This is a genomic window from Burkholderia sp. L-4, assembly GCF_056856535.1.
On the sequence record NZ_JBXEOX010000001.1, the window covers coordinates 1,923,876 to 1,950,143 of the forward strand.

Below are 26,268 nucleotides of genomic sequence, written 5' to 3' on the forward strand. Positions count from 1 at the left end.
GGTCAGCCCGGCTGGCCGCGCAGCGCGTCGAACGACACCATCACCTGTTCGCGGTAGGCAGGCCGTCGGCACAGGCGGGCGTACCAGGCCTCGACGTGCGGCAACGGCGGCCGCTCGACGTCGAGCGAGAAGTAGCGGAACAGCGTCGCGCCGGCCGGAATGTCGGCCAGGCCCGGCGTCGCACCGCCGAGAAACGGCTGGGTCGACAGCAGCCGGTCGAGCAGCCGGTAATGCGTCGCGCTGCGCGCGGCCTTGTCGAGCACGATCGCGTCGTCGCGCCGCTCCGGCGGCGTTCGCACGAGTGCCCAGAACAGCCCGGTCATCACGTCGGGTTCGAGCGTGGTCTGCGACCAGTCCATCCAGCGCTCCGCGCGCGAACGCGCGTACGTGTCGCGGCACCAGAACGGATTGTTCGGCACGCGCGCGGCGAGATAGCGCAGGATCGTGTGCGACTCCCACACGACGTCGCCGTCCCAGTCGATCACCGGGATCCGGCAGGTCGGATTCAGCGCCGCGAACGCGGGCGTCTGCAGCGTGCCGTGTTCGCCGCCGGCCGCGATATGCCGATACGGCAGGCCCAGCTCGCCGATGAGCCACAGCACCTTCTGCACGTTGAACGACGTGCGGCGCCCCCAGACGGTCAGCATCGCGCGGCATCCTCGCGGGCAGCGGATCGCGCGCATGCCGCATAGCGGTCGAGACCGGCGGCAAGATCCGCGATCAGGTCGTCCGGATCCTCGAGTCCGATGTGCAGGCGCACGCCGCGGCTGCCGAGCGGCCAGCGTTGCGCGAGGCCGTGCGCGTCCAGGTCGAACGGGAGCGCGAGGCTCTCGTAGCCGCCCCACGAATAGCCGAGCCCGAACAGCGCCAGGTGGTCGAGAAACGCGTCGATCGCGTGCGGCGGCGCCGGTTGCAGCACGACCGAGAACAACCCGGACGCGCCACGGAAATCGCGTCGCCACAGTGCGTGCCCGTCGTCGCCGGGCAGCGCCGGATACAGCACGTGCTGCACCTCGGCGCGCGTCGAGAGCCAGGTCGCGACCGCGAGCGCGTTGCACTGATGCTGCCGCAGCCGCACGCCGAGCGTGCGCAGTCCGCGCAGCGCGAGATACACGTCGTCGGGGCCGGCGCACAGGCCGAGATCGCCATGCAGTTGCTTCAACGCCGGCCATGCGCGTTCGTTGGCCGACACCGTGCCGAGCATGGCGTCCGAGTGCCCGACCAGATATTTGGTGCCCGCCTGGATCGACAGGTCGATACCGAGCGCATGCGGCTGCAAGAAGAGCGGCGTGGCCCAGCTGTTGTCCGCGATGACCCGTGCGCCGTGCGCATGGGCGAGCCGCACGAGTGCGGGGACGTCGTGCATGTCGAACGTGTAGGAGCCGGGCACCTCGACGTACAGCGCACGCGTGTTCGACCGGAACGCGGCCGCGACCGGCGTGCTGCCGTCGTACCACGTCGTCTCGACGCCGAGTCGCGCGAGTACGCCTTCGCACGCATGACGCACCGGGCCGTAGACCGATGCGGTCATCAGCAGGTGATCGCCGGACTTCAGGCACGACAGCAGCGCGAGCGTGCACGCGGACAGGCCCGACGGGCACAGCACCGTACCGGCGCCGCCTTCGAGGCTCGTCACCGCGCGTTCGAGCGCATCCGTCGTCGGCGTGCCGCGGCGGCCGTAGATATACGGCTGCGTGCGGTTCAGCAGATCCGACACCGTCGGGCTGAGCACGGTCGACGCATGGTAGACGGGCGGGTTGACGAAACCGTGCCATGCGGCGCTGTCGCGGCCCGCGTGCGCGAGCCGCGTGTCGTCTTGCAGGCGGTCATGCGGGCCGTCGCGCGGCGGCGACGGCGGTTCGACGGACTTCACGGCCATAGCGCGCACCGCTCCCAATGCTGGCCGGCACGCCGGTAAGCCTGCCGCGCGAAGCGGCGCGCACTGTCGGCCCGCCAGAATTCGGCTTCGTCGGGCGCCAGCGTGTACAGGTGCCAGTCGTCCGACACGAGCGCCGGATCGGCGGCCAGCCGCTCGAGCTGCGCGTCGATCGCGCGCGTCAGGTCGTCCGGATCGTCGAGCCGTTCGCTTTGCCGTCCGGCCAGGATGCTCGCGCGCGATCGTTCGGGGCGGCCCGCGAAATCGGCGCGGCCTTCGGCGGCCGGCAGCCGCTCGACCGGGCCGCTCAGCCGGATCTGGCTCGCGATCGCGGGCCAGTAGAACGTCATCGCCGCGTACGGCCGGTTCGCGAGCTGGCGCCCCTTGGGGCTGCGCGCATTCGCCGCGAAATGCCAGCCGCGCGCGTCGACGTTGAGCAGCACGACGGAGCGTGCATCGGGCCGTCCGTCCGGGTGGACCGTCGACAGCGTCATCACCTGCGGCTCCAGTGCGCCGGCGGTCACGGCTTCGTCGAGCCAGCGTTCGAACTGCGCGTGCGGCGTGTCCGCCCAGTTTTCGGGCGGTACGTGCGGCGCGGCATGCGCGAGGGTCTTCAGCGCCTTCAGGCGCGTTGCGATCGTATCCATGGCGACCCTCATGCGATGCCGAATTGCGTCGCGCGGGCGATCAGCCGATGCGCGGCGAGATAGTCGGGGACTTCCGCGAGGAAACCGTCGACGACGGCGGCCGCCACGCGCCGGCCGCCGGACGCGCGCCGCGCGGTGTCGAACGCGTCGATCACGCGGCGGGCGAGGGCGACTTCGTCGGCCGTCGGCGTCAGCACGCGATTGACGACCGGCACGAACTGCGCGTTGACGATCGCTTTCGCCTGGTACCCGAGGCCGCGCGACACGCGCATGTCGAGTTCCGCGCCTTCGTTGTCGGCATAGCTGTACGGACAATCGATCGCGGTGACGCCGACGGCCGCGCATTCGACGCGAAAACGCGAGCGCACGTAGTCGAGCTCGCGGCCCGCACGCGTGCGCTCGGCCCCCATGTCGGCCACCATGTCCTCGGTCGCGACGAGCACCGCCGACACGCGCGGGCTCGACCGCGCGATCGCCATCGTGTTCACGAGGCCGAGCGTCGTCTCGACGTTCGGCACCAGCTCGGTCGAACCGGGTGCGATGTCGTATTCGCGTTCAAAGCGCGTGACGGCGTCGTCGAGCGCGACGACCTGCTCGGGCGTCGCGACGTACGACATCATCACGATGTCCGGACGGCCGCGCATCGCGGCGCGCAGATCGTCGATGCCGCCCGCGTCGAGCGGGTTCACGCGCACGGACGCCAGCGCGCCGGCATCGCGCCAGCCCGCGAGCACGCGCTCGCTCAGTTCGCGCGCGGCCGGGCGCCGGTCGGGCGGCGTGAAGGTTTCGAGTTCCTGGATCAGCACGTCCGCACCGCTCGCGGTGCCGTCAACGAGCGCATCGTGATCGGCGCCGGCGAGAAAGAGCCAGGAGCGGCGCAGGCGGGAAGGGCGTCGGTTCGTCGGTGTCATGCGTGGTTTCCTGTAGGTCGCGTGGTACGCGGGGCGATGGCGCGGGCCGTCAGCCGGCGCGCATCATCTGGTTGAAGATGTTCTTGCGATGCATTTCCTCGGTACCGCCGACGCTCATGAAGCCCAGCGCGTCCGACGCGAACGCGGCCACCGGCCCGGCCTGGTAGCCGAGGCTGCCGTACAGCCGCACGAGGCCGAGCGCGCTGTCGACGAGATCCTGCGCGCCGACCAGCTTCGCGATCGAGCAGGTCATCAGCGCCTGCGGGTGATCCGTCAGCAACTGCGCGAGTGCGCCGCGCGCGAGCCACGTGCCGCGCTCGATGCCGATCTGCAGGTCGACGAGGCGGCGCTGCACGTACTGGTGTGCATCGATCGTGCTGTCGAAGCTGCGTCGTTCGCGGCAGTAGCCGATCGCATCGCGCAGGTACGGCGCCGTCACCTGGGCGGCGACGAGGCCGTAGTAGAGCCGGCCGAGCGAGATGATGTCGATCAGGTTGCCGAGCCCCGCGCCCGGTTCGCCGAGCAGCTGGCCGCGCGTGATCGGGCAATCGTCGAAATGCAGCGCGCCGGTGGGCAGGTCGTCGAGGCCGAGCTTGCGGTCGGGCGCGGCCACCGTCATGCCCGGCTGGTCGCGATCGACGATCACGAGCGCGGTGTTGCGCCGGCCCGGCGTTTCGATGCGCGTGACGACGAGGATGAAACGCGCGAGCGGCGCGTGCGCGATATTGAATTTGCTGCCGGTCAGGCGGTAGCCGTCGCCGTGCTCGGCGAGCGTCGTCGCGATGCTGCGCACGTCGGTGCCGGTGCCCGGTTCGGCGATCGCGGTCGCACTCAGTTCGCCGCGCAGGATCGCGCCGAAATAGCGGTCCTGCTGCGTCGCCGTGCCGTATCGCTCGAGTGCGCGCACCATGCCGGCCTGCGCGATCACCGACAGCAGCAGCGCCGGGCGGCGGATCGACGATGCAAGCCCTTCGAGCGCCGCGGAAAAATGCCACCAGCCGTGACCGTCGCCGCCGTACGTCTCCGGCACGATCATGTCCCACAGTCCCTCGTGCCCGAGCCGAGCCCAGCCGGCTTCGTCGAATCCGGCGGGCGCGCGGCCGTCGTGCGCCGCGGCCGCGGCGATCTCCGCGCCGATGTCGCGAAAGCGCGCCAGCGTCGCGTGCTGTTCCTGCGTCCAGTCAAATGGCATCTGTCGTGTCTCCGGTCGAAGCGGCGCGGCCTGCGACGGCGCGCCAGCGATGCCGACAAGGTTAAGGGGGCACGGACAGCGGAGGTACTGGCAGTAGTGGTAGTTGCCGCGCCAGTGACGGCGATGACACCCGGCACATGGCGCACCGGTTTCGCGTTGCCGGCCCATTGTTTCCGCGCGGCCAACTGTGAAGTCTTCCGCCAGGCATCGATCGGGCGGGCGTCCGTTCCGATAATCGATGCACAAGGTCAGGGCAGGGTACGCGGCGATCCGGTCGCGACACGCCCGACCCGCGGGAAAAGGCGGAGGGCATGATGGATACGATGGCGCCCGAACAGGCGGCCTGCGTCAGGGCCGGGCAGGACGCGCCGGCGCTCGGCATTCGGCGCATCTGGGGCGCGAAGGACGGAACGCCGATCCTCCTGCGCGCGATCGAGCCCGGCGATCTCGACATCGAACGCGAGCTGGTCGACCGTCTGTCGAGCCGCAGCCGCTACATGCGGTTGATGTCCGCGCGCAAGCCGACCGAAGACGAGTTGATCCGATGGACCCGCATCGATCGCCGGCGGGAAGGCGCGGTGATTGCGACGATCCGCGCCGGCGGCCGCGAGCGGTTGATCGGCGTTGCGCGTTATGCGACGGACGACGAAGCAACCGAGGTCGTCGAATGCGCGATCGTGATCGACGACGTATGGCAGCGGCAAGGGCTCGGCCGTGTGCTGCTGTCGAGCCTGATCGATCTGGCGCGGCGCTCGGGCATGCGGCAGATGGTCGGCACGATGCTGACCGAGAACAGTGCGATGAGACGCCTTGCGCGTTCCGTCGGCTTCACGCTGTCACGCCAGCCGGGGCGCGCATTCGTGACGGATCTGCGGCTCGACCTGGATACCCGTTGGGGAGCTTGAAGGAGGGCGCTTGCAGGCTTCCGGGCCATCACGACACGCGGTGAATCATGCGGATTCACCCGCTCTTGCCGGATCGTCGAACAACGCAAGGAGCGCGGATTGCGACCCGACACCGAGCTTTGCGTAGCGATGCTTTTTATGCGCGCGCACGGTCTCGAACGAGATCGACAATTGCTCGCCGATCGCGCGCGACAAGAACCTGCTCAACGACAACATCGCCACTTCGACTTCGTGCGTCGTCGACGCACCGCGGCCGTTCTTGCCGGTCAGCACGCCGAAGCGCGCGCGGATCGGGGGTCTCGTTTTTCGTTGCACTCGGCGCCTCCTTCACGGGGAACGTTTCGAAGCGCAGGCGCTGCTGCACAAGGCCATCTCGCGGTCGTCGTACTTGCTCGTCTTGCTCGATCACGAGGCCCGTGTTCTCATAGCCGGGCGACCAGCCGGCGAGTCTGTCGTGTCGTCAATTCCAGCCGTTCCGCCGCACGGCCGGGCAGCTTACGCGGCACGAAAGCGGACATTTCAATCTAGCCACTACAATCCAAACTGTCGATAATTATGATTATGTCAAATACGATATTTCCGTCCGGATTGGCACCATCCAACCGCTGACCCGACCGAAAACGACCCGCTTCCCATCCTCAATCCACCTCCAGATCCCCGATCGTTTCCGCCCGCCGCGCGTCGCGCGGCGTCCCGACAGCCTGCCGGCCGCGCTGGCCGGCGGACGCCACCAGACGAAACGCGACCGGCGCAAACACGAGCCCGAACAGCGTCGCCGCCAACACGCCTCCAAACGCGCCCGTACCGATCGACCGCCGGCTTTCGGCGCCCGCGCCCGTCGCCAGCACGAGCGGCACGACGCCGAGCAGGAACGCCATCGACGTCATCACGATCGGCCTGAACCGCGCGGCGGCCGCGTCGATCACCGCCTGCCGCAGCGGCACGCCGCGCGCGGCCAGGTCACGTGCGTACTGCACGATCAGGATCGCGTTCTTCGCCGCCAGGCCAACCACCGTGATCATGCCGACCTTGAAATACACGTCGTTCGGCATGCCGCGCGCGAACGCCGCCGCGATCGCGCCGATCACGCCGAGCGGCACGATCGTCAGCACGGACAGCGGAATCGTCCAGCTTTCGTACAGCGCGCCGAGCGCCATGAAGACCGCGAGCACCGACAGCCCGACGAGCAGCGGCGTCTGCCGCGCGGCGGCCTGTTCCTCGCGCGCCGCATCGACCCAGTCGAAGCCGATTCCGGCCGGCAACGCGCCGGCGAGCCGCTCCATCTCCGCCATCGCCGCGCCCGAACTCGTGCCGGCCGCCGCCCGGCCGCTGATGTCGAGCGACGGATAGCCGTTGTAACGGTTCAGCATCACCGGGCCGATCGTCCAGTGCGGCGCGGCGATCGCCGACAGCGGCACCATGTCGCCGGTGCGGTTCGGCACGGTCAGCGCCATCAGTTGCGTGTCGGTCGCGCGGGCGCCCGGCTCGGCCTCGATGATCACCCGGCGCATCCGGCCCGACGCCGGAAAATCGTTAATGTAGTTCGAGCCGAACGTGCCGCCCAGGAGCCCCGCGATCCGCTCGAACGGTACGCCGAGCGCATACGCTTTCGCGCGATCGACGTCGAGCTCGATGCGCGGCGCGTCCGGCAGGTCTTCGAAATGCACGGCAGCCAGCAGCGGATCGGCCTTCGCGTGTTCGGACAGTTGCTCGCGAGCCGCCTTCAACGCATCGAGCCCGACCCCGCCGCGATCCTCGAGCCGGAACGTGAAGCCGTCGGCATGCCCGATGCCGCGCACCGAAGGCGGCAGCGACGCCTCGACGTCGCCGTCGAGAATCTCGCCGAAACGCCCGTTGAGCCGGTCGCGCAACGTCATCGCGTCGACGTCGCGCCGTGCCCAGTCCTTCAACTCGACGAACGCCATCCCGACGTTCTGCCCGCTGCCCGCGAAACTCCAGCCGACCACGCTCGTCACGTTCGCGATCGCCGGCTCCGCGCGCAAGATCGCCTCGACACGCTCGACGACCCCGAGCGTGCGCGCCTGCGTCGCGCCAGCCGGCAACTGGATCATCACCTGCAGCTGCCCCTGGTCCTCGGTCGGCAGGAAACCGCCCGGCATCATCCAGTACAGCAGCGCGCATGCGATCACGAGCGCCGCGTAGACCGCGACGACGACGCCGGTGCGCCGCACCGCGAGCACGGCGACGCGGCGATACCCGGCCTCGACGCGCGCGAAACCCGCCCCGAACCGGTCGGCCAGCCGTGCGCCGATGCCGCGGCGCCGCGCATCGGCGGCCCTGCCGTCGTGCCGCGCGACCGGCTTCAGCAGGTTCGCGCACAGCGCGGGCGTGAGCGACAGCGCCATGAACGACGACACCAGCATCGACGCGATCATCGCCACCGCGAACTGCCGGTAGATACCGCCGACGGTCCCGGAAAAGAACGCCATCGGCACGAACACGGCGGTCAGCACCGCCGTCACGCCGACGATCGCCCCGCCGATCCGCTTCATGGCGCGCCGCGTGGCATCGCGCGGCGACACGCCCTCCTCCATCACGCGGTGCACGCTCTCGACGACGACGATCGCGTCATCGACGAGGATGCCGATCGCCAGCACGAGACCGAACATCGTGAACACGTTGATCGACAGCCCGAACGCCCACATGGCGACGAACGCGCCCATCAGCGTGACCGGAATCACGACGGTCGGCACCAGCGTGTAGCGCAGGTCGCGCAGGAACAGCCACATCACGCAGAACACCAGCACGACCGCCTCGAGCAGCGTCAGCACGACCTCGCGGATCGCGATCGTCACGAAATGCGCGCCGTCGAACGGGATCTCGATCGCGACGCCCGGCGGCAACGTCCTCGACAGCTCGGCGAGCCGCGCACGAATCGCATTCGACGTTTCGAGCGCGTTGCCGCGCGGGCCGAGCTGGATGCCGACCGTCGCGGCCGGCCTGCCGTTCAGCCGCGAATAGAACGAGTAGTCGTCGCGGCCGATCTCGACGCGCGCGACGTCGGCGACGCGTACCGCCGAACCGTCCGTCTTCGACTTCAGCACGATCCGGCCGAACTCGTCCGGCGACGCGAGCTGCCCCTTGACGACGATCTGCGCGGTGAGCTGCTGGCCGCCCGGAAACGGCGCGTCGCCGATCGCGCCGGCCGTCACCGTCGCGTTCTGCGCGCCGATCGCCGCGATCACGTCGTCGGCGCCAAGGCCGTATTCGCGCAGCTTGTGCGGATCGAGCCAAACCCGCAGCGCCTCGTCGGCGTCCCACAGCTCCGCCGCGCCGACGCCCGGCGCGCGCTTCAGTTCGCGTAGCACATAGCGGTTCAGGTAATCGCCGAGCTGCGCGGAATCGCGCATGCCGTCGGTCGACGTCAGCGTGACGAGCATCAGGAACGTGTTCGCCGCCTTGAACACGCCGATCCCCTGCTGGACGACCTGCTGCGGCAACCGCGACTCGACCTGCTTCAGCCGGTTGTTCACGTCGACGAGCGCGATGTCGGGATCGGTGCCCGGCGAAAACGTCACGTCGATCTCGAGGTTGCCGTGACCGTCGCTGCTCGTCTCGTAGTACAGGAGCCCGTCGGCGCCGTCGAGGCTTTCCTCGATGATGCTGCCGACGTCGCCGTCGACCGTCTCGGTCGACGCGCCCGGATACGCGGCGGTGATCACGACGCGCGGCGGCGCAAGGCGCGGATATTGCGCGATCGGCAGTTGCGGAATCGCCAGCACGCCCGCGACGACGACCGCGAGCGCGACGATCCACGCAAACACCGGACGATCGATGAAGAACGACGGCATCGACATGCGTCAGCGCACCGCCGGCGTTCGGCCGCCCGGCACGCGGGCGGCCTGGGCGCGCTGCGCCCGGTACACGTCAATCATCGGTTCTCTCTCGGGAGCCGCGCACCGGCGCCAGCATCGACGACGCCAGCAGCGCGCGCGTATACGGATGGGACGGCGCCTGCAGCACGTCGAGCGTATCGCCCTCCTCGACCACGCGCCCCGCCTTCATCACGACGACCCGGTGGGCCATCGCACGCATGACCGCGAGATCGTGCGTAATGAACAGGTAGCTCAGTTTGTACTTCTTTTGCAGATTCGTCAGCAGATTCAGCACCTGCTTCTGGATCGACACGTCGAGCGCGCTGGTCGGCTCGTCCAGCACCAGCAGTTCCGGCTCGACCGCCAGTGCACGCGCGATCGCGATCCGCTGGCGCTGGCCGCCGGAGAATTCGTGCGGATAGCGCATCATCGACTCGGCCGGCAGGCCGACTTCCTGCAGCAGCGCGGCGATCCGCGCGCGCCGCGCGTCCCCGGCCACCTGCGGCCGGTGCACCGCGAGCCCTTCGCCGACGATCTGCTCGACCGTCATCCGCGGCGACAGCGAGCCGAACGGATCCTGGAACACCACCTGCATCCTGCCGTACAGCGCGCGCCTGCCGCCCGTGGTCCGCAGCGTGTCGAGCGGCAGGCCGTCGATTTCGATCGCGCCGGCCGCCGGCCGCTGCAGACCGAGCACCGTCGCCGCGAGCGTCGATTTCCCCGAGCCGGACTCGCCGACGATCCCGAGCGTTTCGCCGCGCTTCAGCGACAGCGTCACGTCGTGCACCGCGCGGAACGTCGTCTTGCCGAGCGCCCCGCGCCAGCCTTTCACCGCGATGCGGTAGTCGACCGCGAGATCGCGCACGTCGAGGATCGTCCGCGCCGCGGCCGCGACGGGCTCGACGGCCCGCTGCGGCGCGCTGTCGAGCAACCGGCGCGTGTACGCATGCTGCGGCGCGGCGAACAGCGCATCGGTCGTGTTCGTCTCCACCAGCACGCCCTGCTCCATCACGGCCACGCGCTGCGCGAAGCGCCGCACCAGGTTCAGGTCGTGCGTGATCAGCAGCACGGCCATGCCGCGCGCGGCGGCTTCCTGCTCCTGCAGTTCGAGCAGCAGATCGACGATCTGCTGGCGCACCGTCACGTCGAGCGCCGTCGTCGGTTCGTCCGCCAGCAGCAGCCGCGGCCGGCAGGCCAGCGCCATCGCGATCATCGCCCGCTGGCGCTGCCCGCCCGACAGCTGATGCGGAAAACTGTCGATGCGCCGCTCCGGCTCCGGAATCCCGGTGCGCCGCAGCAGCGCGATCCCGCGTTCGCGTGCGTCGCCGGGCCGCAGCCCCTCGTGCAGCCGCAGGCTCTCGGCGATCTGCTTGCCGATCGTATACAGCGGATTCAGCGCGGTCATCGGCTCCTGGAACACCATCGCGATGTCGGCGCCGCGAATCCCGCGCATCTGCTGTTCGGTCTTCGCGAGCAGGTCCTCGCCGTCGAACAGGATCCGTCCCGACAGCGCCGCCTGTTGCGCGAGCCGCAGGATCGACAGCGCCGTCACGCTCTTGCCCGACCCCGATTCGCCGACGAGCGCGACACGCTCGCCGCGGCCGATCGACAGGCTCAGGTCCCGCACCGCGGGCTTCGCGCCGAAGCGCGCCGAAAACCCGTCGATCTGCAGCAACGCGTTCGCCATCATCGCCCTCCGCCGAACGCCGAGCCGCGCGCGCGCGTGTCGAGCGCGTTGCGCAACGCGTCGCCCATGAACGTCAGCAGCAGCAGCGTCACCACCAGCGCGGCGAATGCGGAGATCGAGATCCACCACGCATCGAGGTTGTTCTTGCCCTCCTGAAGCAGCTCGCCGAGGCTCGGCGTCGGCGGCTGTACGCCGAGACCGAGGAAATCGAGGCTCGTCAGCGACAGGATCGCGGCGCTCATCCGGAACGGCAGGAACGTGATCACCGGCGTGAGGCTGTTCGGCAGCACGTGACGCCACATGATCTGCGCATTCGTCAGCCCCATCGTGCGGGCCGCTTTCACGTAATCGAGCATGCGGTTGCGCAGGAATTCGGCGCGTACGTAGTCGGACAGCACGAGCCAGCCGAACATCGACAGCAGGATGAACAGCAGCCACAGCGACGGCGTGAAGATCGATGCGAAGATGATCAGCAGGTAGAGGTCCGGCAGCGCGCTCCAGATCTCGATCAGGCGCTGGCCGATCAGGTCGGTGCGGCCGCCGTAGAAGCCCTGCAGCGCCCCCGTCAGCACGCCGACCAGCACGCCCGACACGGTGAGCGCGAACGCCATCAGCACCGACAGCCGAAAACCGTACAGCAGCCGCGCGAGCACGTCGCGCCCGAACTGGTCGGTGCCGAGCCAGTTGCTCGCCGACGGCGGCGCCGGATACGGCCGCGACGCGAAGTAGTCGATCGTGTCGTAGCGATAGCGATTCGGCGGATAGATCGCGAAATTGCCGTGCGACTCGAGCTTCGCGCGGATGTACGGATCGAGGTAGTTCGTCTTCGCGGGAAAGTCGCCGCCGAACTCGGTCTCCGGGTAGTCCTTCACGATCGGGAAATAATAGTGCCCGTCGTAGCGCACGAGCAGCGGCCGGTCGTTCGACAGGCCATCGGCACACAGGCTGAGCGCGAACAGCACGACGAAGATCACGAGGCTCGCATGACCGAGCGGCTGCGCGCGAAAGCGCTGCCAGGTACGCCGCCACGGCGAAGGCGACGGCGCGCACGCGGGATCAGTGGTCCAGGCGGCTGAACTGGATACGGGGGTCGACGAGGACATAGCAGATATCCGCGATAAGCTTGGTCAGCAGACCGATCAGGGTGAACAGGAACAGCGAGCCGAGCACGACCGGATAGTCGCGACGGATCACCGCGTCGTACGACAGCTGCCCCATTCCGTCGAGCGAGAACAACGTCTCGATCAGCAGGTTGCCGTTCAGGAATGCGCCGACGAAGGCCGCGGGCAGCCCGGTGAGCAGCGGGATCGCCGCATTGCGCAGCACGTGCTTCCACAGCACGTCGCGCTCCGGCGCCCCTTTCGCCCGCGCGGTCAGCACGTACTGCCGGCCGATTTCCTCGAGGAACGTGTTCTTCGTCAGGATCGTGACGATCGCGAAATTGCCGATCACGGCCGCCGTGACGGGCATCACGATGTGCCACAGGTAGTCGAGCGTCTTGCCGATCAGCGTCAGGTCGTCGAAGTTGTCCGACGTGAGCCCGCGCATCGGGAACACCTGCCAGAACGTGCCGCCGCCGAACAGCATCAGCAGCAGCACGCCGAGCACGAAACCCGGCACCGCGTAGCCGGTCAGCACCAGCACGCTCGTCACGGTGTCGAACCGCGAGCCGTTGCGCACCGCCTTCGCGATGCCGAGCGGCACCGACACGAGATACGTGAGGATCACCGTCCATAGCCCGAGCGTGATCGAGACCGGCAGCTTCGAGCGGATCACCGCCCACACGCTGCGGTGCGCGAAGTAGGACTGGCCGAGGTCGAACGTCGCATAGCTTTTGAGCATCAGCAGGTAGCGTTCGAGCGGCGGCCTGTCGAAACCGAACTGTTTTCGGATTTGCGCGATCTGCTGCGGGTCGACGCCCTGGCTGCCGTGATAGCCGCCCCCGCCTCCGCCCGCCTCGCCCCCGCGTGCGCTGCCGTGCCGCAACTGCGCAAGCACCTGCTCGACCGGGCCGCCCGGCACGAACTGCGTGACCGCGAACGTGATCGTCACGACCCCGACCAGCGTCGGAATCATCAGCAGCAGCCGCCTGAATATGTATGCCAGCATCGTCGTTCCCCGTCAGGCCGCCGGTGCGGGTTGTGCCGCCGGCTTCTTCACGTACCAGTAGTCGATGATCCAGTCCTCGTACTGATAGGAGTTCGGCACGACCGCCGGATGACCGAGCGTCGCCTTGTACCCGATCCGCGCGTTCGGCAGGTAGTACTGCGGGATCAGCACGTACAGGTTGATCAGCACGCGGTCGAGCGCATGCGTGGCCGTCTCGAGATCGTCGAGCGTGTCGGCCGCGAGCGCCGCGCGGATCAGCGCATCGACGGCCTTCGACTTCACGCCCGGATAGTTCTCGGAGCCCGGCTGCGACGCGGCCGCGCTGCCAAACCGGCGCGTCAGCTCCGCGCCCGGAATCGTTACGGGCAGGTAGATGTACGTCGTCATGTCGTACTCGAAATTGTCGAGCCGCTTCAGGTAGACGGCGCTGTCGATCTCGTGCAGGTACGCGTGGATGCCGAGCGTCGCGAGCGCCTGCGTGTACGGCAGGATCAGGCGGTCCATGCCGGGCTGGTCGTCGATGATCTCGATCGTCATCGGCGTGCCGTTCGCATCCCGCAGCGCGCCGTCCCGGTAGTGCCAGCCGGCCTGCTCGAGCAGGTCGCGCGCCTGCTTCAGGTTCGCGCGCAGCGAGCCGGGCGGCAGCGTCGACGGCTGCGCGATCATCGGGCCGAATACGGCCGGCGGCAACGTCGACCGGTACGGCTCGAGCAGCGCGAGTTCCTTCGCGCTCGGCATGCCGGACGCCGCGAACGGGCTCGCCTCCCAGAAGCTGTTGGTACGGCGGTACTGTCCGTAGAACATCATCCGGCTCATCCAGTCGAAGTCGAACGCCAGCGCGAGCGCATGCCGCACGCGCACGTCCTGGAACATCGGCTTGCGCAGGTTCATCAGGAAGCCCTGCATCTGCGCGGGGCCGTCCGGGAACTCGCCCTTCCTCAGCATCCCGTTACGGAAATTCTTGCCGACGTACTTGCGTGCCCACTGCGTCGAGCTGTACTCCATGCGCGCATCGATGTCGCCGGCCTTGAACGCTTCGAGCGACGTGTACTGGTCCAGGTAAAGCTTGAACGTCACGTGCGCGAAGCGGAACATCCCGCGCCGCGACGGCAGGTTCGCCGCCCAGTAGCGCGGGTTGCGCACGTAGCGGATCTGCTTGTCGTTCCTGCGCTGCTCGATCAGGTACGCGCCGCTTGCGATCGGCGGCACGTTCGCGATCTGGTCGAACGGCGGCCGCGTGCCGTCCGCGCGTTGCCCCCATTTCGGCGAGAACACCGGCAGGTCGCCCGCGATCAGCGCCGCGTCGCGCTCCGCATGCTTGAACTCGAAGCGGATCGTGTGGCCGTCGACCACCACCGCGCGCTTGATGATCGAGAACTGCGCGTTATAGAGCGGCGACGCCTGCGGGCTCGTCAGCGTGTCGAACGAGTACTTGACGTCGGCCGCGGTGATCGCGTCGCCGTTCGAGAATCGCGCGGCCGGGTTGAGGTGGAACGTCGCCGACAGCCGGTCCGGCGCAACCTCGACGTCGTCGGCGATCAGCGCGTATTCGGACGCGAGTTCGTCCCAGCTGCGCTGCATCAGCGTGTCGAACATCAGGTTCTTGATGTCGGGCGCGGGCGAACCGCGCACGAGGAACGGGTTCAGCGAGTCGTAGCTCTGCGCTTCGTCGTAGTTTTCGAAATCGAGCGTGCCGGTGTCGGGCGCGTTTACATCCGCGTAGTCGAAATGCGTGAAGTCCGGCGGATATTTCGGCTGATCGTATTGCGAGATCGCCGGCGCCGCGAGCGCGTCCCGCGGCAGCGCACCGCTCGACACGAGCAGCACCGCGCAGGCAAACAACGCGGCACGCACGCCGCGACGCATTCGCGCCTGCGCGCGCATCGGACGCGTGCGGTGCGACACGCGTGCCCCTCGCCATTTCAACAGTCTCATGGTCAGTCTGTCCGGAAGCGTGCGGGCGCGAAGCCTTCGCACGGTCGATGCCTGTGCCGGACGCCGCGTGCCGGCCGCGTCCCGCTGGTGGTTCATGGTGCAAGATCGAAACGCCGCGCCGTCGCGTGCCGCGATTGCGGGCCCGCGTGGCGCCAGGCGAAAAAGGGCCGCTCCAAACAAAGGGGAGGTGTGGACGTGGAGCGGCCCGTCCAAGCCTGTCAATCCATCGCCGCCTCCATCAGAACTTGTACGTCGCGCCGACCTGCGCGAACCGGCCGATGTACGAGTACACCGACGTGTCGTACCCGCTCTGGCTCAGCGTGCCGTTCGCGAAGATCGGGTCGTACGGCGGCGTGCGGTTGAAGATGTTGTCGATGCCGCCGTAGATCGTCCAGTTCTTGAAGCCCGTGTACGTCAGCATCAGGTTGAACTGGCTGTACGAACCGACTTTCGGCGGCTCCGCCATCAGGTTCTGCGCGTACGGGCCCGTGAACTGCCACGTCAGCGCCGCATCGAACTTGCGATAGTTCCAGTCCAGCGTCGTGTTGCCGCGCCAGCGCGGGAAGCTGCCGCCGAACGGCTGCGTGATCGTGAAGTTGTTGCCCGCGCCGTTCACCGGTGCGCCGCCCGGGAAGCCGATCTTGTAGCTGTTGATGTACGCCCAGTCGCCCGACAGCGTGAGCATGCCCCAGCCCTTGAGCGGCAGCCCCTGGCGGAACGTGCCTTCGAAGCCGTTCGTGTCGAGGTAGCCGAGGTTCTGGTACGGAATGACCTTGTACAGCAGCTGGCCGGTCGTCGGGTCGGTCACGACCTGCGACGGCTTGCCCTGGCCGATCACGTTGTCGATGCGGATCTTGTACCAGTCGAAGCCGATGTCCGTGTAGCGGGCCGGCGAGACCTGGAAGCCGATGTTGAAGTTGCGCGTGCGCTCCGGCGCGAGGTTCGGGTTACCGACCGTGATCGACGTGTAGTTCTGCCCGGTGGCCGGATCGACCTGGATGCCGAGCGTCTGCGACTTGCTGTCCTCGACGAAGGTCGGCGCACGGAACCCGCGGTTGTACGACGTATACAGCGTCAGCGCCTTGATCGGCTGGTAGCGCAACGCAAAGCGCGGCGAGAAGGCGCCGCCCACGTCCGTGTAGTGGTCGTAGCGGCCCGCCTGGCTGAACGTCAGGTTCTCCAGGATCGGCACGTTGATCTGGTAATAGACGGCCGCGACGTTGCGCGCACCGTTCACCGTCTCCAGGTCCGGCGAGATCACCGCGCCGGACAGGTACTCCGAGCCCGGCGTCAGCGTTTCGCTCTGGTGCGTGAACTGTGCGCCGAAACCGATGCCGACGTCGCCGGTCGGCAGATGGAACAGGTTCGGCGTCGACAGCGTCGCATCGATCGTGTCGAGCTTCGAGATGCCGAGGTTGTTCGCTTCCTGGTACAGCCCGTTGAACGCGTTCGGCGTCGCGGCCGGGTTCGCGAAGTTCAGCGTGCCGTTCTGGTAGATGTTGTTCAGCGCGTTGACGTTCAGCTGGTTCGTGAACACGTTCGACACCGTGCTCTGCGAATGGCTGACCGACGTCGCCCAGTCCCAGTCGCCGTACGGCAGCGTGAAGGAACCCTTGATGCCGGCCGCCGCGCGCCAGTAGTTCGCCCAGGTCTTCTGCGCGACCGTGTTCGGGAACGCGTAGGTCAACGGCGTCGCCGCGCCCGTCGTGTTGTACGGGTTGGTCACCGGCACGACCGTGTTGAACGGCGACAGCAACTGCGTCTGCGGATTCCAGACGAGCGCCGGGTTCTGCGGGTTGCCGATCACGTTGTTCCACAGGCCGTCATTGGTCGTGGTCGTGTTGTAGCTTTCCAGGAAGTCCGCGAACGCCGTCGTCGTGTCGTTGATCTTGAAGTCGCCGTGCAGCTTCGCGTTCAGGCGTTCGGTCATCGGCAGGATCGACGTGCTTTCCGCCGTGTTGAACGCGCAGATCGTGCCCGGCAGGCCGGCCGACAGCGAGTTCGGCGCGGCCGGGCGAACCGCCCCGCCGGACGGGCAGCCGTTCAGCGCCTGCGCACTGCCGTCGGGCATGTTCCAGTAGGACGGCGCGAGCAGCGAAAAACCGCCCGGCTTGCCCGTGAAGTCCTGGTTGCGCGTCGAATCGCGATCGGCCAGCGTGAAGCCGTTCGACTTGTAATAGCTGAGTGCCGCCGTCACGTTGAAGCGGTCGGCGTTCAGGTCGCCGAAGCCGCCGAGCACGCCGAATTTCGTCGTGCCGTCGCCGTTGCCGGCATTGATCGCGCTGCCGATGCTGCCGTCGAGTTGCAGCCCGCGGAAATTGTGCTTCGTGATGATGTTGACGACGCCGCCGATCGCGTCCGACCCGTATTGCGACACCGCGCCCGTCTTCACGATTTCGATGCGCTCGATGTCGTTGAGCGGCAACGTGTTGAGGTCGAAGAACGAATCGACGCTGTTCGAGAAGAACGCATACGGCGCCACGCGCTGGCCGTCGACCAGCACGAGCGTGTATTTCTCCGACAGGCCGCGCAGCGCGATGCCGGCCGCGCCGGCCGCGAAGTTGCCCGATTGCCCTTCGCCCCAACTGTTCGCCGAGTTGGCCGTCGCATTGCGCAGGAAGTCGGTCACCGTCACCGCGCCGCTGGCCTGGATTTCCTTCGGCGTGATCGTCTGCACCTGCTGGAAGCCCGTCTTGTCGGATTGCCGGATCAGCGAGCCGGTCACCTCGAACCGCTTGATCTGCGCGACCTTGCCCTGCCCGTTCTCGGCGGATGCCGCAGGCGTTGCCTCGGCTGCCGCACCGGACGCCACATCGGGGGCCGCGGCCCCCGCAGCGGCGGTACCGGCGGTGCCGCCCGCCTGCGCGACGGTCACGGGTGCGCCGTTCGCGACCGCATCCGCGATGGCGACGGCGCCCGGCGCCGGCTGGCTCTGGGCGAACGCCGACGGCGCCAGTGCGGCCGTCAACGCGAGTTCCGCCCAGACTATCCTCTTGATGGCCAACGCCAACACTCTCTGCTTCATCTTGTTTCCTCTCGCTCGTAGTAAGACCCCACCTGCCGTGCGCCGGAACCTTGTGAATTCCTTGCGCGTCCTGGGTGCCCGTGTACCGGAACCCGCGATTGCCACTGTTTCGACTGCCATGACTCGAACGGATCGGCCTCGGGGCACCCGCACCATTCAGCACGACCGTTTTTTCTTTTGATTCGTCATACTAATTACCTACATTGAGCGCACCGCCTGCTTCCTCCCGGTTCGACGGATGGCGCATCGTGACGCGCGCCCCTCCTTCGATCGGGTACTTCTCCTTCGTCGCGGCCCGAAGCGTGGCCGGCGCCGCTAGAACAACCTCGGCGTGCCGACCCAGACGATCACGGCTTCCTCGTCGGCCGTGTTGTGCCACGCATGCGGCATCGTCGACTCGTAATGCGCGGTATCGCCCTCGTTCAGCGTGAACGTGCAGTCCTCGAGGGTCAGCGCGACCTGCCCGCGCATCACATAGACGAACTCCTCGCCCGCATGCGTGGTCATCTCGGACGGCTGCTGCCCCGCCGGCATCCTGACGAGGATCGCGTCGAGCTTGCGGTCGTCGGCCGGATTCGTCAGCCGCGCGAACAGGCTCGCCGAGTTCGCGAACTGGAAATATCGCAGCGCGTTGCCGCGACACACCGAACGCGCTTCCGTCGGCGTGTCGATGAAGTACTGCATCGTCACGCCCAGCGCTTTCGCGATCCGGACCAGCGACGTGATCGACGGCGTGGCCCGCCCGCGCTCGACCTGCGACAGGAACGGCTTCGAGATACCGGCGATGCCGGCCGTTTCGTCGAGCGTGAGTTTCAGGCGCTGGCGCAGCGCCCGGATCTTGTTGCCGAGCGACACGGCGACGAGCACCGACTCATCAGGGGGCACAACCATGGAAGGACGGAGCCTCGCAGTCGAAATCGGTTTGATGTCGGCGATCGTTGACCGAAGCCACGATGCGCACGGGCCGGCGCGATACCGGCCCGCGCACGGCAGCCGCGGGCGGGCCGTGCGCGGCGCGGCGCGGCACCGTCGCGGCCCGCCCGCACGCGTCTCGCTCATTTCATTCGGTTTACTAACTAACAAGGTTGCCCCTTTTCGTCGTTGAACCTGACCGCCATGCATCGGAACGCTCGCGGCGGCACGCCGCTTGCCGACTGACTGCGCCCGCGTCGTGTGCCGGCGCTCTTTCGTTGCGTTACCGGGAAGCCACCGCCGTCCACAGCCTGGCCAGGTCACCGGAACCGTCGGTTCCCTTGACCGTGCGCAGCACCTGCACCGCACGCGCCTTCTGGCCGGCCACGTAGTACGCCTCGCCGAGCCGCAGTCGCGCCGCGTCGGGATGCTCGAGGCCGCCCTTGGCGATCGCCTGCTCCATCATCGGCAAACCCTGCTGCGCCCGGCCCGAAAAGACGAGATTCATGCCCGTGTCGAGCGGCGTCACCGGCGTCGCGGCGTCCCCGCCCGTTTGCGCGCGCTTCGCGGCAAGCGCCTGCAGCCGCTTCTCGCGATCCGCCTGCGCGTCCTTGCCGAGTACGCCGGTCGCGAACCCCTGGTCGATCACCTGCTTGCCTTCGGCGGGAGACCCCGCAACCAGCGCGAGTTGGGTCATCTCCATGTACGCGTCGGCCGTCGCAAGCGAGCCCGTCGCACGGCGCAACCGGTAGATGTCGAGGTCGAGCGACGACAGATACCCGGGCGTGCCGCGAATGGCCGCGATCATTTCGTCCCAGTACGCGGGACTCGGATGGTAGGCGACCAGCAGCCCGAGTGCCCCGCGATACGCGTTGCCGTCCTTCACTTTCTGCGCGCACGTCGCGAGCATCTGCAACTGCCCTTCGTCCGGCGCGTGCCCGCCGTTCGCCTGCGCGTCGGTGCTCGCCTTCAACTGGCTCACGACCGGCGCGCAATCGTTCGACAGGTAGTACGACTGCGTGAGCAGCGTGCGCATTTCGGGATCCGTGCCGCCGGCCTTCAGGTAGCGCTGTGCGGTCCGGATCGCCAGCGGGTAGTTCTTTTGCTGGAAGTAGATGCCGGCCAGCGCGGCCGTGGTGCGCTGCTCGTCCTCGCCCGACAGCCGCCCCGAGTTCAGCACCGACTCGTACGCCTGCGCGGCCGTGCCCGTGTCGCCAGCCGCCATCGCCGCCGCGCCGCGCATCTCCTCCACCATGTACGTTTCGTACGGCGTCCGGTTGGGCACGGCCGCCGCCTGGGCGATCTTGCCGAGCGCGTCGCGATACTTGTGCGCGCGGTACAACTCCTGCGCAGCCGCGAGCGGTTTCGCCACGTCCGGCCGCAGCGCGTCCGCCGGCAGCGCCGGCCGGCCGAGCATGCAGGCCGCGCCGAGCGCCGTCACCGCCACCATCCGTTTCCATCGTCGCTGGTTCATCGGCTCGTCCGTTTCGTCATTGCATGAACTGTTCGTTGCCGATCAGGCCGATCTTGGTCGCGCCCACGCGCTGCGCGGACGCCAGCACGGCCGCCACGTCCTTGTACGGCACCAGCTTGTTCGGGCGCAGGTGGATCTCCGCCTGCACGGGTTCCGCCGCGACCTGCGACAGTTTCGCCTCGAGCGCCGAACGGTCCGGCACCGGCGCGCCGTTCCACGTCGTCGTGCCGTCGAAGTCGATATCGATCTGCACGACTTCCGGCGGCGCGGCCGGCGGCGGCGGGTTGCCGACCGGCAGGTCCATCTTCACCGAATGCATCTGGATCGGAATCGTGATGATCAGCATGATCAGCAGCACCAGCATCACGTCGATCAGCGGCGTGGTGTTGATGTCCACCATCACGTCCGGTTCCGCATTGCTCCCGCCCGAAGGCACGTTCATCCCCATCGTCGACTCCTGTGGATCCGCGTTGGCGCCTAACCGCCGCGCGCCGGCGGCTCCGTAATGAATGACAGCTTCGCGATCCCCGCGCGCTCGCACATCGTGACCACTCGCCCGATGAACTCGTAGCGCGTGTTCTGGTCGCCCCGCACGTGGACGCTCGGCTGCGGCTGTTGTTGCGACACGCCCTTGAGCTTCGCGAGCAGCGTCGGCGCGTCCACCAGTTGCTCGCCCCAGAAGAAATCGCCGTCGCGATTCACCGCGATCTCGATGCTTTTCGGCGTCGTCTGCAGCGGCTGCACCGTCTCCTTCGGCAGCTGAAGCTGGATCGTGTGCGTCACGACCGGAATCGTGATCAGGAAGATGATCAACAACACCAGCATCACGTCGACGAGCGGCGTCGTGTTGATGTTGGCGATCACCTCGTCGCTATCGTCCTGCCCGACGTTCATGGCCATCGCGCGCCTCCGTCAGCCGGTCAGTTCGCGAGCGACGCCGCCGGCGCCGCCGCCCGCACCGGGCGCCGGTTGCCGGCCAGCAGCACCGTGTGCAGTTGCGCGCCGAAGTTGCGGACCCGCTCCATCACCGACTTGTTGCGCCGGACCAGGAAGTTGTAGCCGAGCACCGCCGGCACCGCGACGGCGAGGCCGATCGCGGTCATGATGAGCGCCTCGCCCACCGGGCCCGCGACCTTGTCGATCGAGGCCTGGCCCGCGATGCCGATCGCCGTCAGCGCGTGATAGATTCCCCAGACGGTGCCGAACAGCCCGACGAACGGCGCGGTCGACCCCACCGTGGCCAGGAACGCGAGGCCGTCCTGCATCCGGTTCGATACGTTCGTGATCGAGCGCTCGACCGATACGTCGATCCACGTGTTGCGGTCGACCGCTTCGAGCAGCGCGTCTTCGTGATGCTCGCCGGCTTCGATCGCGGTTTCGGCGATGAACCGGAACGGCGACGCCTCGTCGAGCATCCTGGCGCCCTCGGCCAGCGACGGCGCGGTCCAGAGCTGCGCGTCGGCCAGTTTCGCGCGGCGATTCGCGCGCAACTGCTCCAGGAACTTCGTGACCATGATGTACCAGCTTCCCATCGACATGATCACCAGCAGGATCAGCACGAAACGCGCGACGAAATCGCCGTTCTTCCACAGCGCGCCGAGCCCGTACGGATTGTCGACCGCCACCGTCGTGGCCGGCGCGGGCGGCGGAGCCGGCTCGGCGGCGGCCGGGACCGTGGCCGGCGCGGCCGACGGCGCCGCGGCCTGCGCCGATGCATCGGCCGCCCCGCTGGCCTGCGCATGGGCGAGCTGCGGCGCAACGAACCCGTCGACCACGGCGACGGACATCAACATGCTTGCCGCCAGCGCGGCCAGTGAACGCTTCGTCATACCCCACTCCAGTTCTTTCGGTGAACTTATTATATAAGTTCGAGACGGTTTTCCCCGACCCGGCGCGTGCCGGGCCGCCCACTGCATCAATTCAGATTGAACGAGAACGGCACCTGGACCCGCACCGACTGGCCCTGTGCGACGCATTTGAACCGTTTCACAGTGTTGTACGCGGCTCGATCGAGGATCGGATCCGCGGACTGCGCGACGCGCTCGTTCGTGATGTTCCCTTCCGCATCCACGACGAACTCGATCGTCACGTCACCGGTGATGTTGTTTTCCTGCGCTTCCTTCGGATACTGGATCGACGCACGCAGCGCGTCCGAATTCGGGCAGACGACCCCGACGTCATGGCTGACCGGCTTGGCCGGTGCCGGCGGCGCCACCACCGGCGCCTGCACGGCCGGCGCGGACGGCACCGGGGCCGCCTGGTGCGTGATCGTCGCCTGCGGCGGCGCCTGCACCTGGACTTCCGGCGGCGGCACGAACGGCGGCGGCGGCGGTGCGAATTTCGGCGGCGGGAGTTTGACCACCGGCATCGGCGGTGGCGGCGGCGGTTTGACCGGCTCGATGATGCGGGTCTCGATCGGATGCTGGATCACCTGCACGACTTTGGTCGCGAGGCCGTTGAGCAGCGCGTAGATCAGCACTGCATGCAGTACCAGGACGATCCCGATGCCGCCGAACCGGCGCACCGGGTTCTGCTGCTTCTTGCCGAACTCTCTCGGACGCCCCAGCGTGGCCAGCCCGCTGTTCGAAGTAGCCAGATGTTCTTCGACTTTCATGCCCACCATCCATCCCCCAAGCGATTCGCCCAGTTTCGGGTTGCGGCCGGCAGCGCAGCCAGGTCGGCAGCGCCACCGCATCACCCCGAACATTTCATTTCAAATTCAATTAGCAATCCGAATTGAAAGAATCACATTCGAATTCCAATTCATTCTTTTTCACGAAATCGTTGCGCCGATGCGGCCCGGATTTATACCGGAAAAACACCCACCTGCGCGGTCAGGCAATTGTCAGCCGAGCTGGCGCCCCTCGCAATTCGTATGACGATTCGCCGTTCGTTACGCGGTGATGTCAATGGCGCCGTTCACTTGGGTGCAGACGATAGCAAGGAAAAAATTTTGCCGTCAAACTTTATTTGATGCCCAAATACAAAGTTTGGAGGGCTTATTCAAATAATATTCCGGTAAGCACAAATCAAGTCTTTATTATTGAATTGGTAATTGATTTGTATGGATATATTCCAATCCGTATATCGAACCCGTCCGACATGGATTTTCGTGTATTTCCCGTGCGGCACGGGAAATGACCTCCCCCTTGGGGGCAACGAGCCGAACGTACCCCGTCACGCGTCAATATGGGAGGCGGTCGACCGGCGCTTCGGGGCGCCCGCATCGAAGCACGCCGGTATCGCATGCCGTGACACGTCGACGGGACGAGTCAACCTTGCTGGAATAAACAGGAATCCGACACAACAAAGGTCGAATTGAATTTAATTCAGACCTCGCGAAATAGCTTCGTATGTCGAATTAACTGACTGGAACATCACAATCAAGCAGGTACACACCCTCCCCGCCGGGACGAATGCCTGCGCACCGGCCCTGCGCATCACCGCATTCGAGGCTCCCTCAGGACAGCATCATCCCTTGCATCTTGTGCGAGAAATGCGCGCGCTCGGCCGTCTCCATCAGCGTCAGGAATTCATCCTGCATCATGTGGATCAGCGCTTCGTGGTCGCCGGCCTCGAAATAGACTTCCGGCTGCTGCGCGAGACGTTCCTCGAGGAACGTCTTCATCCCGTACGCCATGCATACCGGCGGCAGCGCGCCCATGTCGCAGTCCTTGAACAGTTCGCGCAATTCGACCTCCCGGGCAAGCACGAGATGGCGTCCCGTCTTCACCCAGAGATCCGACAGGCGCACCGCGTGCGTGGTCGGCAAGACCGCGGCGACGTAGCCCTCGTCGTCCTCGAGGAGCACGGTTTTCGCGAGGCGGTCGCCGGGGATATGCGCGGCGGCGGCCGTCTCCATGCTCGTATGGCTATAGGGGTGGTACACGACTTCGTACCGCGATGACTTCTGGCGCAGGCAATCCTGCAGGGTGGCTGATACAGGCATGGCTCACCTCGTCTGGGCGAATCGGGCGAACGGAGTTCGCTCCGGATTCGTTCAGCATAGGTCGCATTCCGGCCAATGGAAACGCCCACGCGCAGCGCCCGCCCGGACGGCCCCGCGCACGGTTCCGATCCCTTTTCGCCGGCCCCGGAAGCCGCCGCCGGCACGTGGAATCCCCGCCCGGAATGGACGTGACCGCCCCCTCTTTTCCTGTAGACGATTCCAGGCACCAGTGATGTGGTGCGAACGCGCCCTTCACTATCCGGGCGGTTTGAAAACCAGACCGTTAGTTGCGTTTATTCCAAAATGTCGACGAAAGCCGGTCACGCATTTCGATCCGTCCGACGCCCTGACAACTGTGCGCCGCGCCGCGCAAAGCGCACTGCCAAAGGCCGTACGGTGCCCTATACTGAGCCGGCCGGCCCGCGATCCGGCGGCACCCACCGACTCCGGGAGCGATCATGCATTACCAGTTGATCTACGAACTCGTCGACGATTACCTGTCGCGGCGCGAACCCTTCCGCGCGCAGCATCTCGCGCTCGCGCAGGCCGCGACCGAGCGCGGCGAACTGATGCTCGCCGGTGCGCTGGCGGACCCGGCCGATCAGGCCGTGCTCGTGTTCGAAGGCGATTCGCCGGAAGCGGCCGAATCGTTCGCGCGCGCCGATCCGTACGTGCAGAACGGCCTCGTGAAATCGTGGCGCGTGCGGCCGTGGCGCGTCGTGGTCGGCAAGCACGCGCCACGCCAGGCCTGAGCCGGCTACAGCCACCCTGCCCGCTTGAAACGCCACCACAGCGCGAGATCGGCGACGACCATCACCGCGATGCAGCCGTAGAAGCCGTATTTCAGGTGCAACTCGGGCATGTTCGCGAAATTCATCCCGTAGATGCCGGCGATCATCGTCGGTATCGCGAACAGCGCGGCGAACGAGCCGAGCCGCTTCGTCACTTCGTTCTCGGCGAGCGAAATCATCCCGAGGTTGACCTGGATCGCCGTGACGACCATCTCCCGGCGTCCTTCGATCGTCTTCACGATCCGCTGCAGATGGTCGTACACGTCGCGGAAATAAGCGGCCATCCCGCTGCACACCTGCGGCACGCGCCCGCCGGTGAGCTTGGCGAGCGGCTCCATCAGCGGCGCCGTGTGCTGGTACAGCATCACGAGCCGGCGTTTCAGCGAATAGAGATCCTCGATGATCGCGCGCGACGACGCGGGCGTCGCTTTCGCGAAGATGCGGTCCTCCAGTTCCTCGAGCTCCGCACCGAGCGTTTCGAGGATCGGAAAGTAGCGGTCGACCACCTGGTCCATCAACGCGTAGAACACGAACGCCGAGCCCTCCCGCAGCAGATGCGGCTCCCGCTCGCAGCGCTTGCGCACGTCGCGGAAATCATGCTCGGTATGGTTGCGGATCGACAGCACGTAGTTCGGGCCGACGAACACGTTCAGTTCGCCGACCTTGAATTCGTCGTCCTCGTCGAGCTCGACCGTATGCAGCACGGCGAACAGCGAATCGCCGTACTCCTCGATCTTCGGCCGCTGGTGCCCCTTGCGGGCGTCCTCGAGCGCGAGCTCGTGCAGCCCGAACTCCTCGCCCATCAGGTCGATTTCCTCCGGCGTCGGATCCTTCAGCGCGACCCACACGAAGCACTCGGGCTTCGACACGTAGTCGCTGATGGCGTCGATATCGATGTCGGCCAGCTTGCGGCCATCCTGGTATGCAGCGCAGTTGATCAGCATGTCGTCCGTCATGTTGCGGTTTGTGCATCAGTTTACCGGTTTGCTGCGCGGACGGCCCGGCTTGCACGGCACGCC

21 protein-coding genes and 1 pseudogene are annotated in these 26,268 nt (G+C 67.2%); 2 read left to right on the forward strand and 20 right to left on the reverse strand.

The window, feature by feature from the left end; translation table 11 throughout:
- Window positions 1-2: 2 nt before the first annotated feature.
- Genes AC1VVG_RS08945 through AC1VVG_RS08965 form a run of 5 tightly spaced genes read right to left on the reverse strand, consistent with a single transcriptional unit; the run spans window position 3 to window position 4,626 of the window.
- Window positions 3-647, reverse strand: coding sequence for a glutathione S-transferase family protein (locus AC1VVG_RS08945; protein ID WP_301741432.1), 645 nt, complete (start codon window positions 645-647; stop codon window positions 3-5).
- Window positions 641-1,879, reverse strand: coding sequence for a cystathionine beta-lyase (gene metC / locus AC1VVG_RS08950; RefSeq protein WP_482835524.1), 1,239 nt, complete (start codon window positions 1,877-1,879; stop codon window positions 641-643). The genes AC1VVG_RS08945 and metC overlap by 7 nt, the downstream gene beginning before the upstream one ends.
- Window positions 1,870-2,523, reverse strand: coding sequence for a pyridoxine/pyridoxamine 5'-phosphate oxidase (locus tag AC1VVG_RS08955; protein WP_185733034.1), 654 nt, complete (start codon window positions 2,521-2,523; stop codon window positions 1,870-1,872). The genes metC and AC1VVG_RS08955 overlap by 10 nt, the downstream gene beginning before the upstream one ends.
- Window positions 2,524-2,531: 8 nt before the next feature.
- Window positions 2,532-3,434, reverse strand: coding sequence for an HpcH/HpaI aldolase/citrate lyase family protein (locus AC1VVG_RS08960; RefSeq protein ID WP_034186854.1), 903 nt, complete (start codon window positions 3,432-3,434; stop codon window positions 2,532-2,534).
- Window positions 3,435-3,483: 49 nt separating this feature from the next.
- Window positions 3,484-4,626, reverse strand: a complete 1,143-nt coding sequence (locus AC1VVG_RS08965; protein WP_034186853.1) for an acyl-CoA dehydrogenase family protein — start codon at window positions 4,624-4,626, stop codon at window positions 3,484-3,486.
- Between the two features lie 311 nt (window positions 4,627-4,937).
- Here AC1VVG_RS08965 and AC1VVG_RS08970 point away from each other — a divergent pair, with 311 nt between their 5' ends.
- On the forward strand, window positions 4,938-5,531 hold the full coding sequence (locus tag AC1VVG_RS08970; RefSeq protein WP_482835525.1) for a GNAT family N-acetyltransferase: 594 nt from the start codon (window positions 4,938-4,940) through the stop codon (window positions 5,529-5,531).
- 45 nt (window positions 5,532-5,576) lie between these two features.
- Here the strand turns inward: AC1VVG_RS08970 and AC1VVG_RS08975 are convergent.
- From AC1VVG_RS08975 to AC1VVG_RS09040, 14 genes and pseudogenes are all read right to left on the reverse strand, one after another.
- Window positions 5,577-5,930: pseudogene (locus AC1VVG_RS08975) on the reverse strand (helix-turn-helix transcriptional regulator); the annotation flags it as partial.
- Window positions 5,931-6,169: 239 nt separating this feature from the next.
- Window positions 6,170-9,343, reverse strand: a complete 3,174-nt coding sequence (locus AC1VVG_RS08980; RefSeq protein ID WP_482835899.1) for a multidrug efflux RND transporter permease subunit — start codon at window positions 9,341-9,343, stop codon at window positions 6,170-6,172.
- 76 nt (window positions 9,344-9,419) lie between these two features.
- The gene (locus AC1VVG_RS08985) at window positions 9,420-11,054 is read right to left on the reverse strand and encodes an ABC transporter ATP-binding protein (RefSeq protein ID WP_482835526.1); all 1,635 of its coding nucleotides are present in this window, start codon (window positions 11,052-11,054) and stop codon (window positions 9,420-9,422) included.
- Entirely contained in the window at window positions 11,054-12,157 is a 1,104-nt protein-coding gene (locus tag AC1VVG_RS08990) for an ABC transporter permease (RefSeq protein WP_059557640.1), read from the reverse strand. Before AC1VVG_RS08990 ends, AC1VVG_RS08985 begins: the two co-directional genes overlap by 1 nt.
- Window positions 12,111-13,163, reverse strand: coding sequence for a microcin C ABC transporter permease YejB (locus AC1VVG_RS08995; protein WP_034186847.1), 1,053 nt, complete (start codon window positions 13,161-13,163; stop codon window positions 12,111-12,113). Before AC1VVG_RS08995 ends, AC1VVG_RS08990 begins: the two co-directional genes overlap by 47 nt.
- 12 nt (window positions 13,164-13,175) lie before the next feature.
- Window positions 13,176-15,098, reverse strand: coding sequence for an extracellular solute-binding protein (locus AC1VVG_RS09000; RefSeq protein WP_482835527.1), 1,923 nt, complete (start codon window positions 15,096-15,098; stop codon window positions 13,176-13,178).
- Window positions 15,099-15,336: 238 nt separating this feature from the next.
- Entirely contained in the window at window positions 15,337-18,123 is a 2,787-nt protein-coding gene (locus AC1VVG_RS09005; protein WP_482835528.1) for a TonB-dependent receptor, read from the reverse strand.
- Window positions 18,124-18,438: 315 nt separating this feature from the next.
- Complete coding sequence (locus AC1VVG_RS09010) at window positions 18,439-19,014, reverse strand: helix-turn-helix domain-containing protein (RefSeq protein WP_034186844.1); 576 nt, start codon at window positions 19,012-19,014, stop codon at window positions 18,439-18,441.
- 304 nt (window positions 19,015-19,318) lie between these two features.
- Window positions 19,319-20,509 carry a tetratricopeptide repeat protein gene (locus AC1VVG_RS09015; protein WP_482835529.1) on the reverse strand — a complete coding sequence of 397 codons (1,191 nt, stop codon included), beginning with the start codon at window positions 20,507-20,509 and terminating at the stop codon, window positions 19,319-19,321.
- 16 nt (window positions 20,510-20,525) lie between these two features.
- On the reverse strand, window positions 20,526-20,957 hold the full coding sequence (locus tag AC1VVG_RS09020; RefSeq protein ID WP_034186842.1) for an ExbD/TolR family protein: 432 nt from the start codon (window positions 20,955-20,957) through the stop codon (window positions 20,526-20,528).
- A 29-nt stretch (window positions 20,958-20,986) separates the two neighbouring features.
- Window positions 20,987-21,409 carry an ExbD/TolR family protein gene (locus AC1VVG_RS09025; protein ID WP_048250972.1) on the reverse strand — a complete coding sequence of 141 codons (423 nt, stop codon included), beginning with the start codon at window positions 21,407-21,409 and terminating at the stop codon, window positions 20,987-20,989.
- Window positions 21,410-21,429: 20 nt separating this feature from the next.
- Window positions 21,430-22,338 carry a MotA/TolQ/ExbB proton channel family protein gene (locus AC1VVG_RS09030; RefSeq protein ID WP_034186840.1) on the reverse strand — a complete coding sequence of 303 codons (909 nt, stop codon included), beginning with the start codon at window positions 22,336-22,338 and terminating at the stop codon, window positions 21,430-21,432.
- 86 nt (window positions 22,339-22,424) lie between these two features.
- On the reverse strand, window positions 22,425-23,123 hold the full coding sequence (locus AC1VVG_RS09035; RefSeq protein WP_034187008.1) for an energy transducer TonB: 699 nt from the start codon (window positions 23,121-23,123) through the stop codon (window positions 22,425-22,427).
- An 846-nt stretch (window positions 23,124-23,969) separates the two neighbouring features.
- On the reverse strand, window positions 23,970-24,458 hold the full coding sequence (locus tag AC1VVG_RS09040) for an aminoacyl-tRNA deacylase (protein ID WP_034186839.1): 489 nt from the start codon (window positions 24,456-24,458) through the stop codon (window positions 23,970-23,972).
- Between the two features lie 458 nt (window positions 24,459-24,916).
- On the opposite strand from AC1VVG_RS09040, the gene AC1VVG_RS09045 reads away from it, so the two are divergent.
- Window positions 24,917-25,210 carry a YciI-like protein gene (locus tag AC1VVG_RS09045; RefSeq protein ID WP_034186838.1) on the forward strand — a complete coding sequence of 98 codons (294 nt, stop codon included), beginning with the start codon at window positions 24,917-24,919 and terminating at the stop codon, window positions 25,208-25,210.
- A 5-nt stretch (window positions 25,211-25,215) separates the two neighbouring features.
- Here AC1VVG_RS09045 and corA read toward each other — a convergent pair whose 3' ends face one another.
- Window positions 25,216-26,193, reverse strand: coding sequence for a magnesium/cobalt transporter CorA (gene corA / locus AC1VVG_RS09050; protein WP_034187007.1), 978 nt, complete (start codon window positions 26,191-26,193; stop codon window positions 25,216-25,218).
- Window positions 26,194-26,268: the final 75 nt, after the last annotated feature.

Bases quoted from the DNA above. Each gene is read 5' to 3' on its own strand.
- AC1VVG_RS08945 (WP_301741432.1), bottom strand. From the start codon at position 647: ATGCTGACCGTCTGGGGGCGCCGCACGTCGTTCAACGTGCAGAAGGTG.
- metC (WP_482835524.1), bottom strand. From the start codon at position 1,879: ATGGCCGTGAAGTCCGTCGAACCGCCGTCGCCGCCGCGCGACGGCCCG.
- AC1VVG_RS08955 (WP_185733034.1), bottom strand. From the start codon at position 2,523: ATGGATACGATCGCAACGCGCCTGAAGGCGCTGAAGACCCTCGCGCAT.
- AC1VVG_RS08960 (WP_034186854.1), bottom strand. From the start codon at position 3,434: ATGACACCGACGAACCGACGCCCTTCCCGCCTGCGCCGCTCCTGGCTC.
- AC1VVG_RS08965 (WP_034186853.1), bottom strand. From the start codon at position 4,626: ATGCCATTTGACTGGACGCAGGAACAGCACGCGACGCTGGCGCGCTTT.
- AC1VVG_RS08970 (WP_482835525.1), top strand. From the start codon at position 4,938: ATGATGGATACGATGGCGCCCGAACAGGCGGCCTGCGTCAGGGCCGGG.
- AC1VVG_RS08980 (WP_482835899.1), bottom strand. From the start codon at position 9,343: ATGCCGTCGTTCTTCATCGATCGTCCGGTGTTTGCGTGGATCGTCGCG.
- AC1VVG_RS08985 (WP_482835526.1), bottom strand. From the start codon at position 11,054: ATGGCGAACGCGTTGCTGCAGATCGACGGGTTTTCGGCGCGCTTCGGC.
- AC1VVG_RS08990 (WP_059557640.1), bottom strand. From the start codon at position 12,157: ATGTCCTCGTCGACCCCCGTATCCAGTTCAGCCGCCTGGACCACTGAT.
- AC1VVG_RS08995 (WP_034186847.1), bottom strand. From the start codon at position 13,163: ATGCTGGCATACATATTCAGGCGGCTGCTGCTGATGATTCCGACGCTG.
- AC1VVG_RS09000 (WP_482835527.1), bottom strand. From the start codon at position 15,098: ATGAGACTGTTGAAATGGCGAGGGGCACGCGTGTCGCACCGCACGCGT.
- AC1VVG_RS09005 (WP_482835528.1), bottom strand. From the start codon at position 18,123: ATGAAGCAGAGAGTGTTGGCGTTGGCCATCAAGAGGATAGTCTGGGCG.
- AC1VVG_RS09010 (WP_034186844.1), bottom strand. From the start codon at position 19,014: ATGGTTGTGCCCCCTGATGAGTCGGTGCTCGTCGCCGTGTCGCTCGGC.
- AC1VVG_RS09015 (WP_482835529.1), bottom strand. From the start codon at position 20,509: ATGAACCAGCGACGATGGAAACGGATGGTGGCGGTGACGGCGCTCGGC.
- AC1VVG_RS09020 (WP_034186842.1), bottom strand. From the start codon at position 20,957: ATGGGGATGAACGTGCCTTCGGGCGGGAGCAATGCGGAACCGGACGTG.
- AC1VVG_RS09025 (WP_048250972.1), bottom strand. From the start codon at position 21,409: ATGGCCATGAACGTCGGGCAGGACGATAGCGACGAGGTGATCGCCAAC.
- AC1VVG_RS09030 (WP_034186840.1), bottom strand. From the start codon at position 22,338: ATGACGAAGCGTTCACTGGCCGCGCTGGCGGCAAGCATGTTGATGTCC.
- AC1VVG_RS09035 (WP_034187008.1), bottom strand. From the start codon at position 23,123: ATGAAAGTCGAAGAACATCTGGCTACTTCGAACAGCGGGCTGGCCACG.
- AC1VVG_RS09040 (WP_034186839.1), bottom strand. From the start codon at position 24,458: ATGCCTGTATCAGCCACCCTGCAGGATTGCCTGCGCCAGAAGTCATCG.
- AC1VVG_RS09045 (WP_034186838.1), top strand. From the start codon at position 24,917: ATGCATTACCAGTTGATCTACGAACTCGTCGACGATTACCTGTCGCGG.
- corA (WP_034187007.1), bottom strand. From the start codon at position 26,193: ATGCTGATCAACTGCGCTGCATACCAGGATGGCCGCAAGCTGGCCGAC.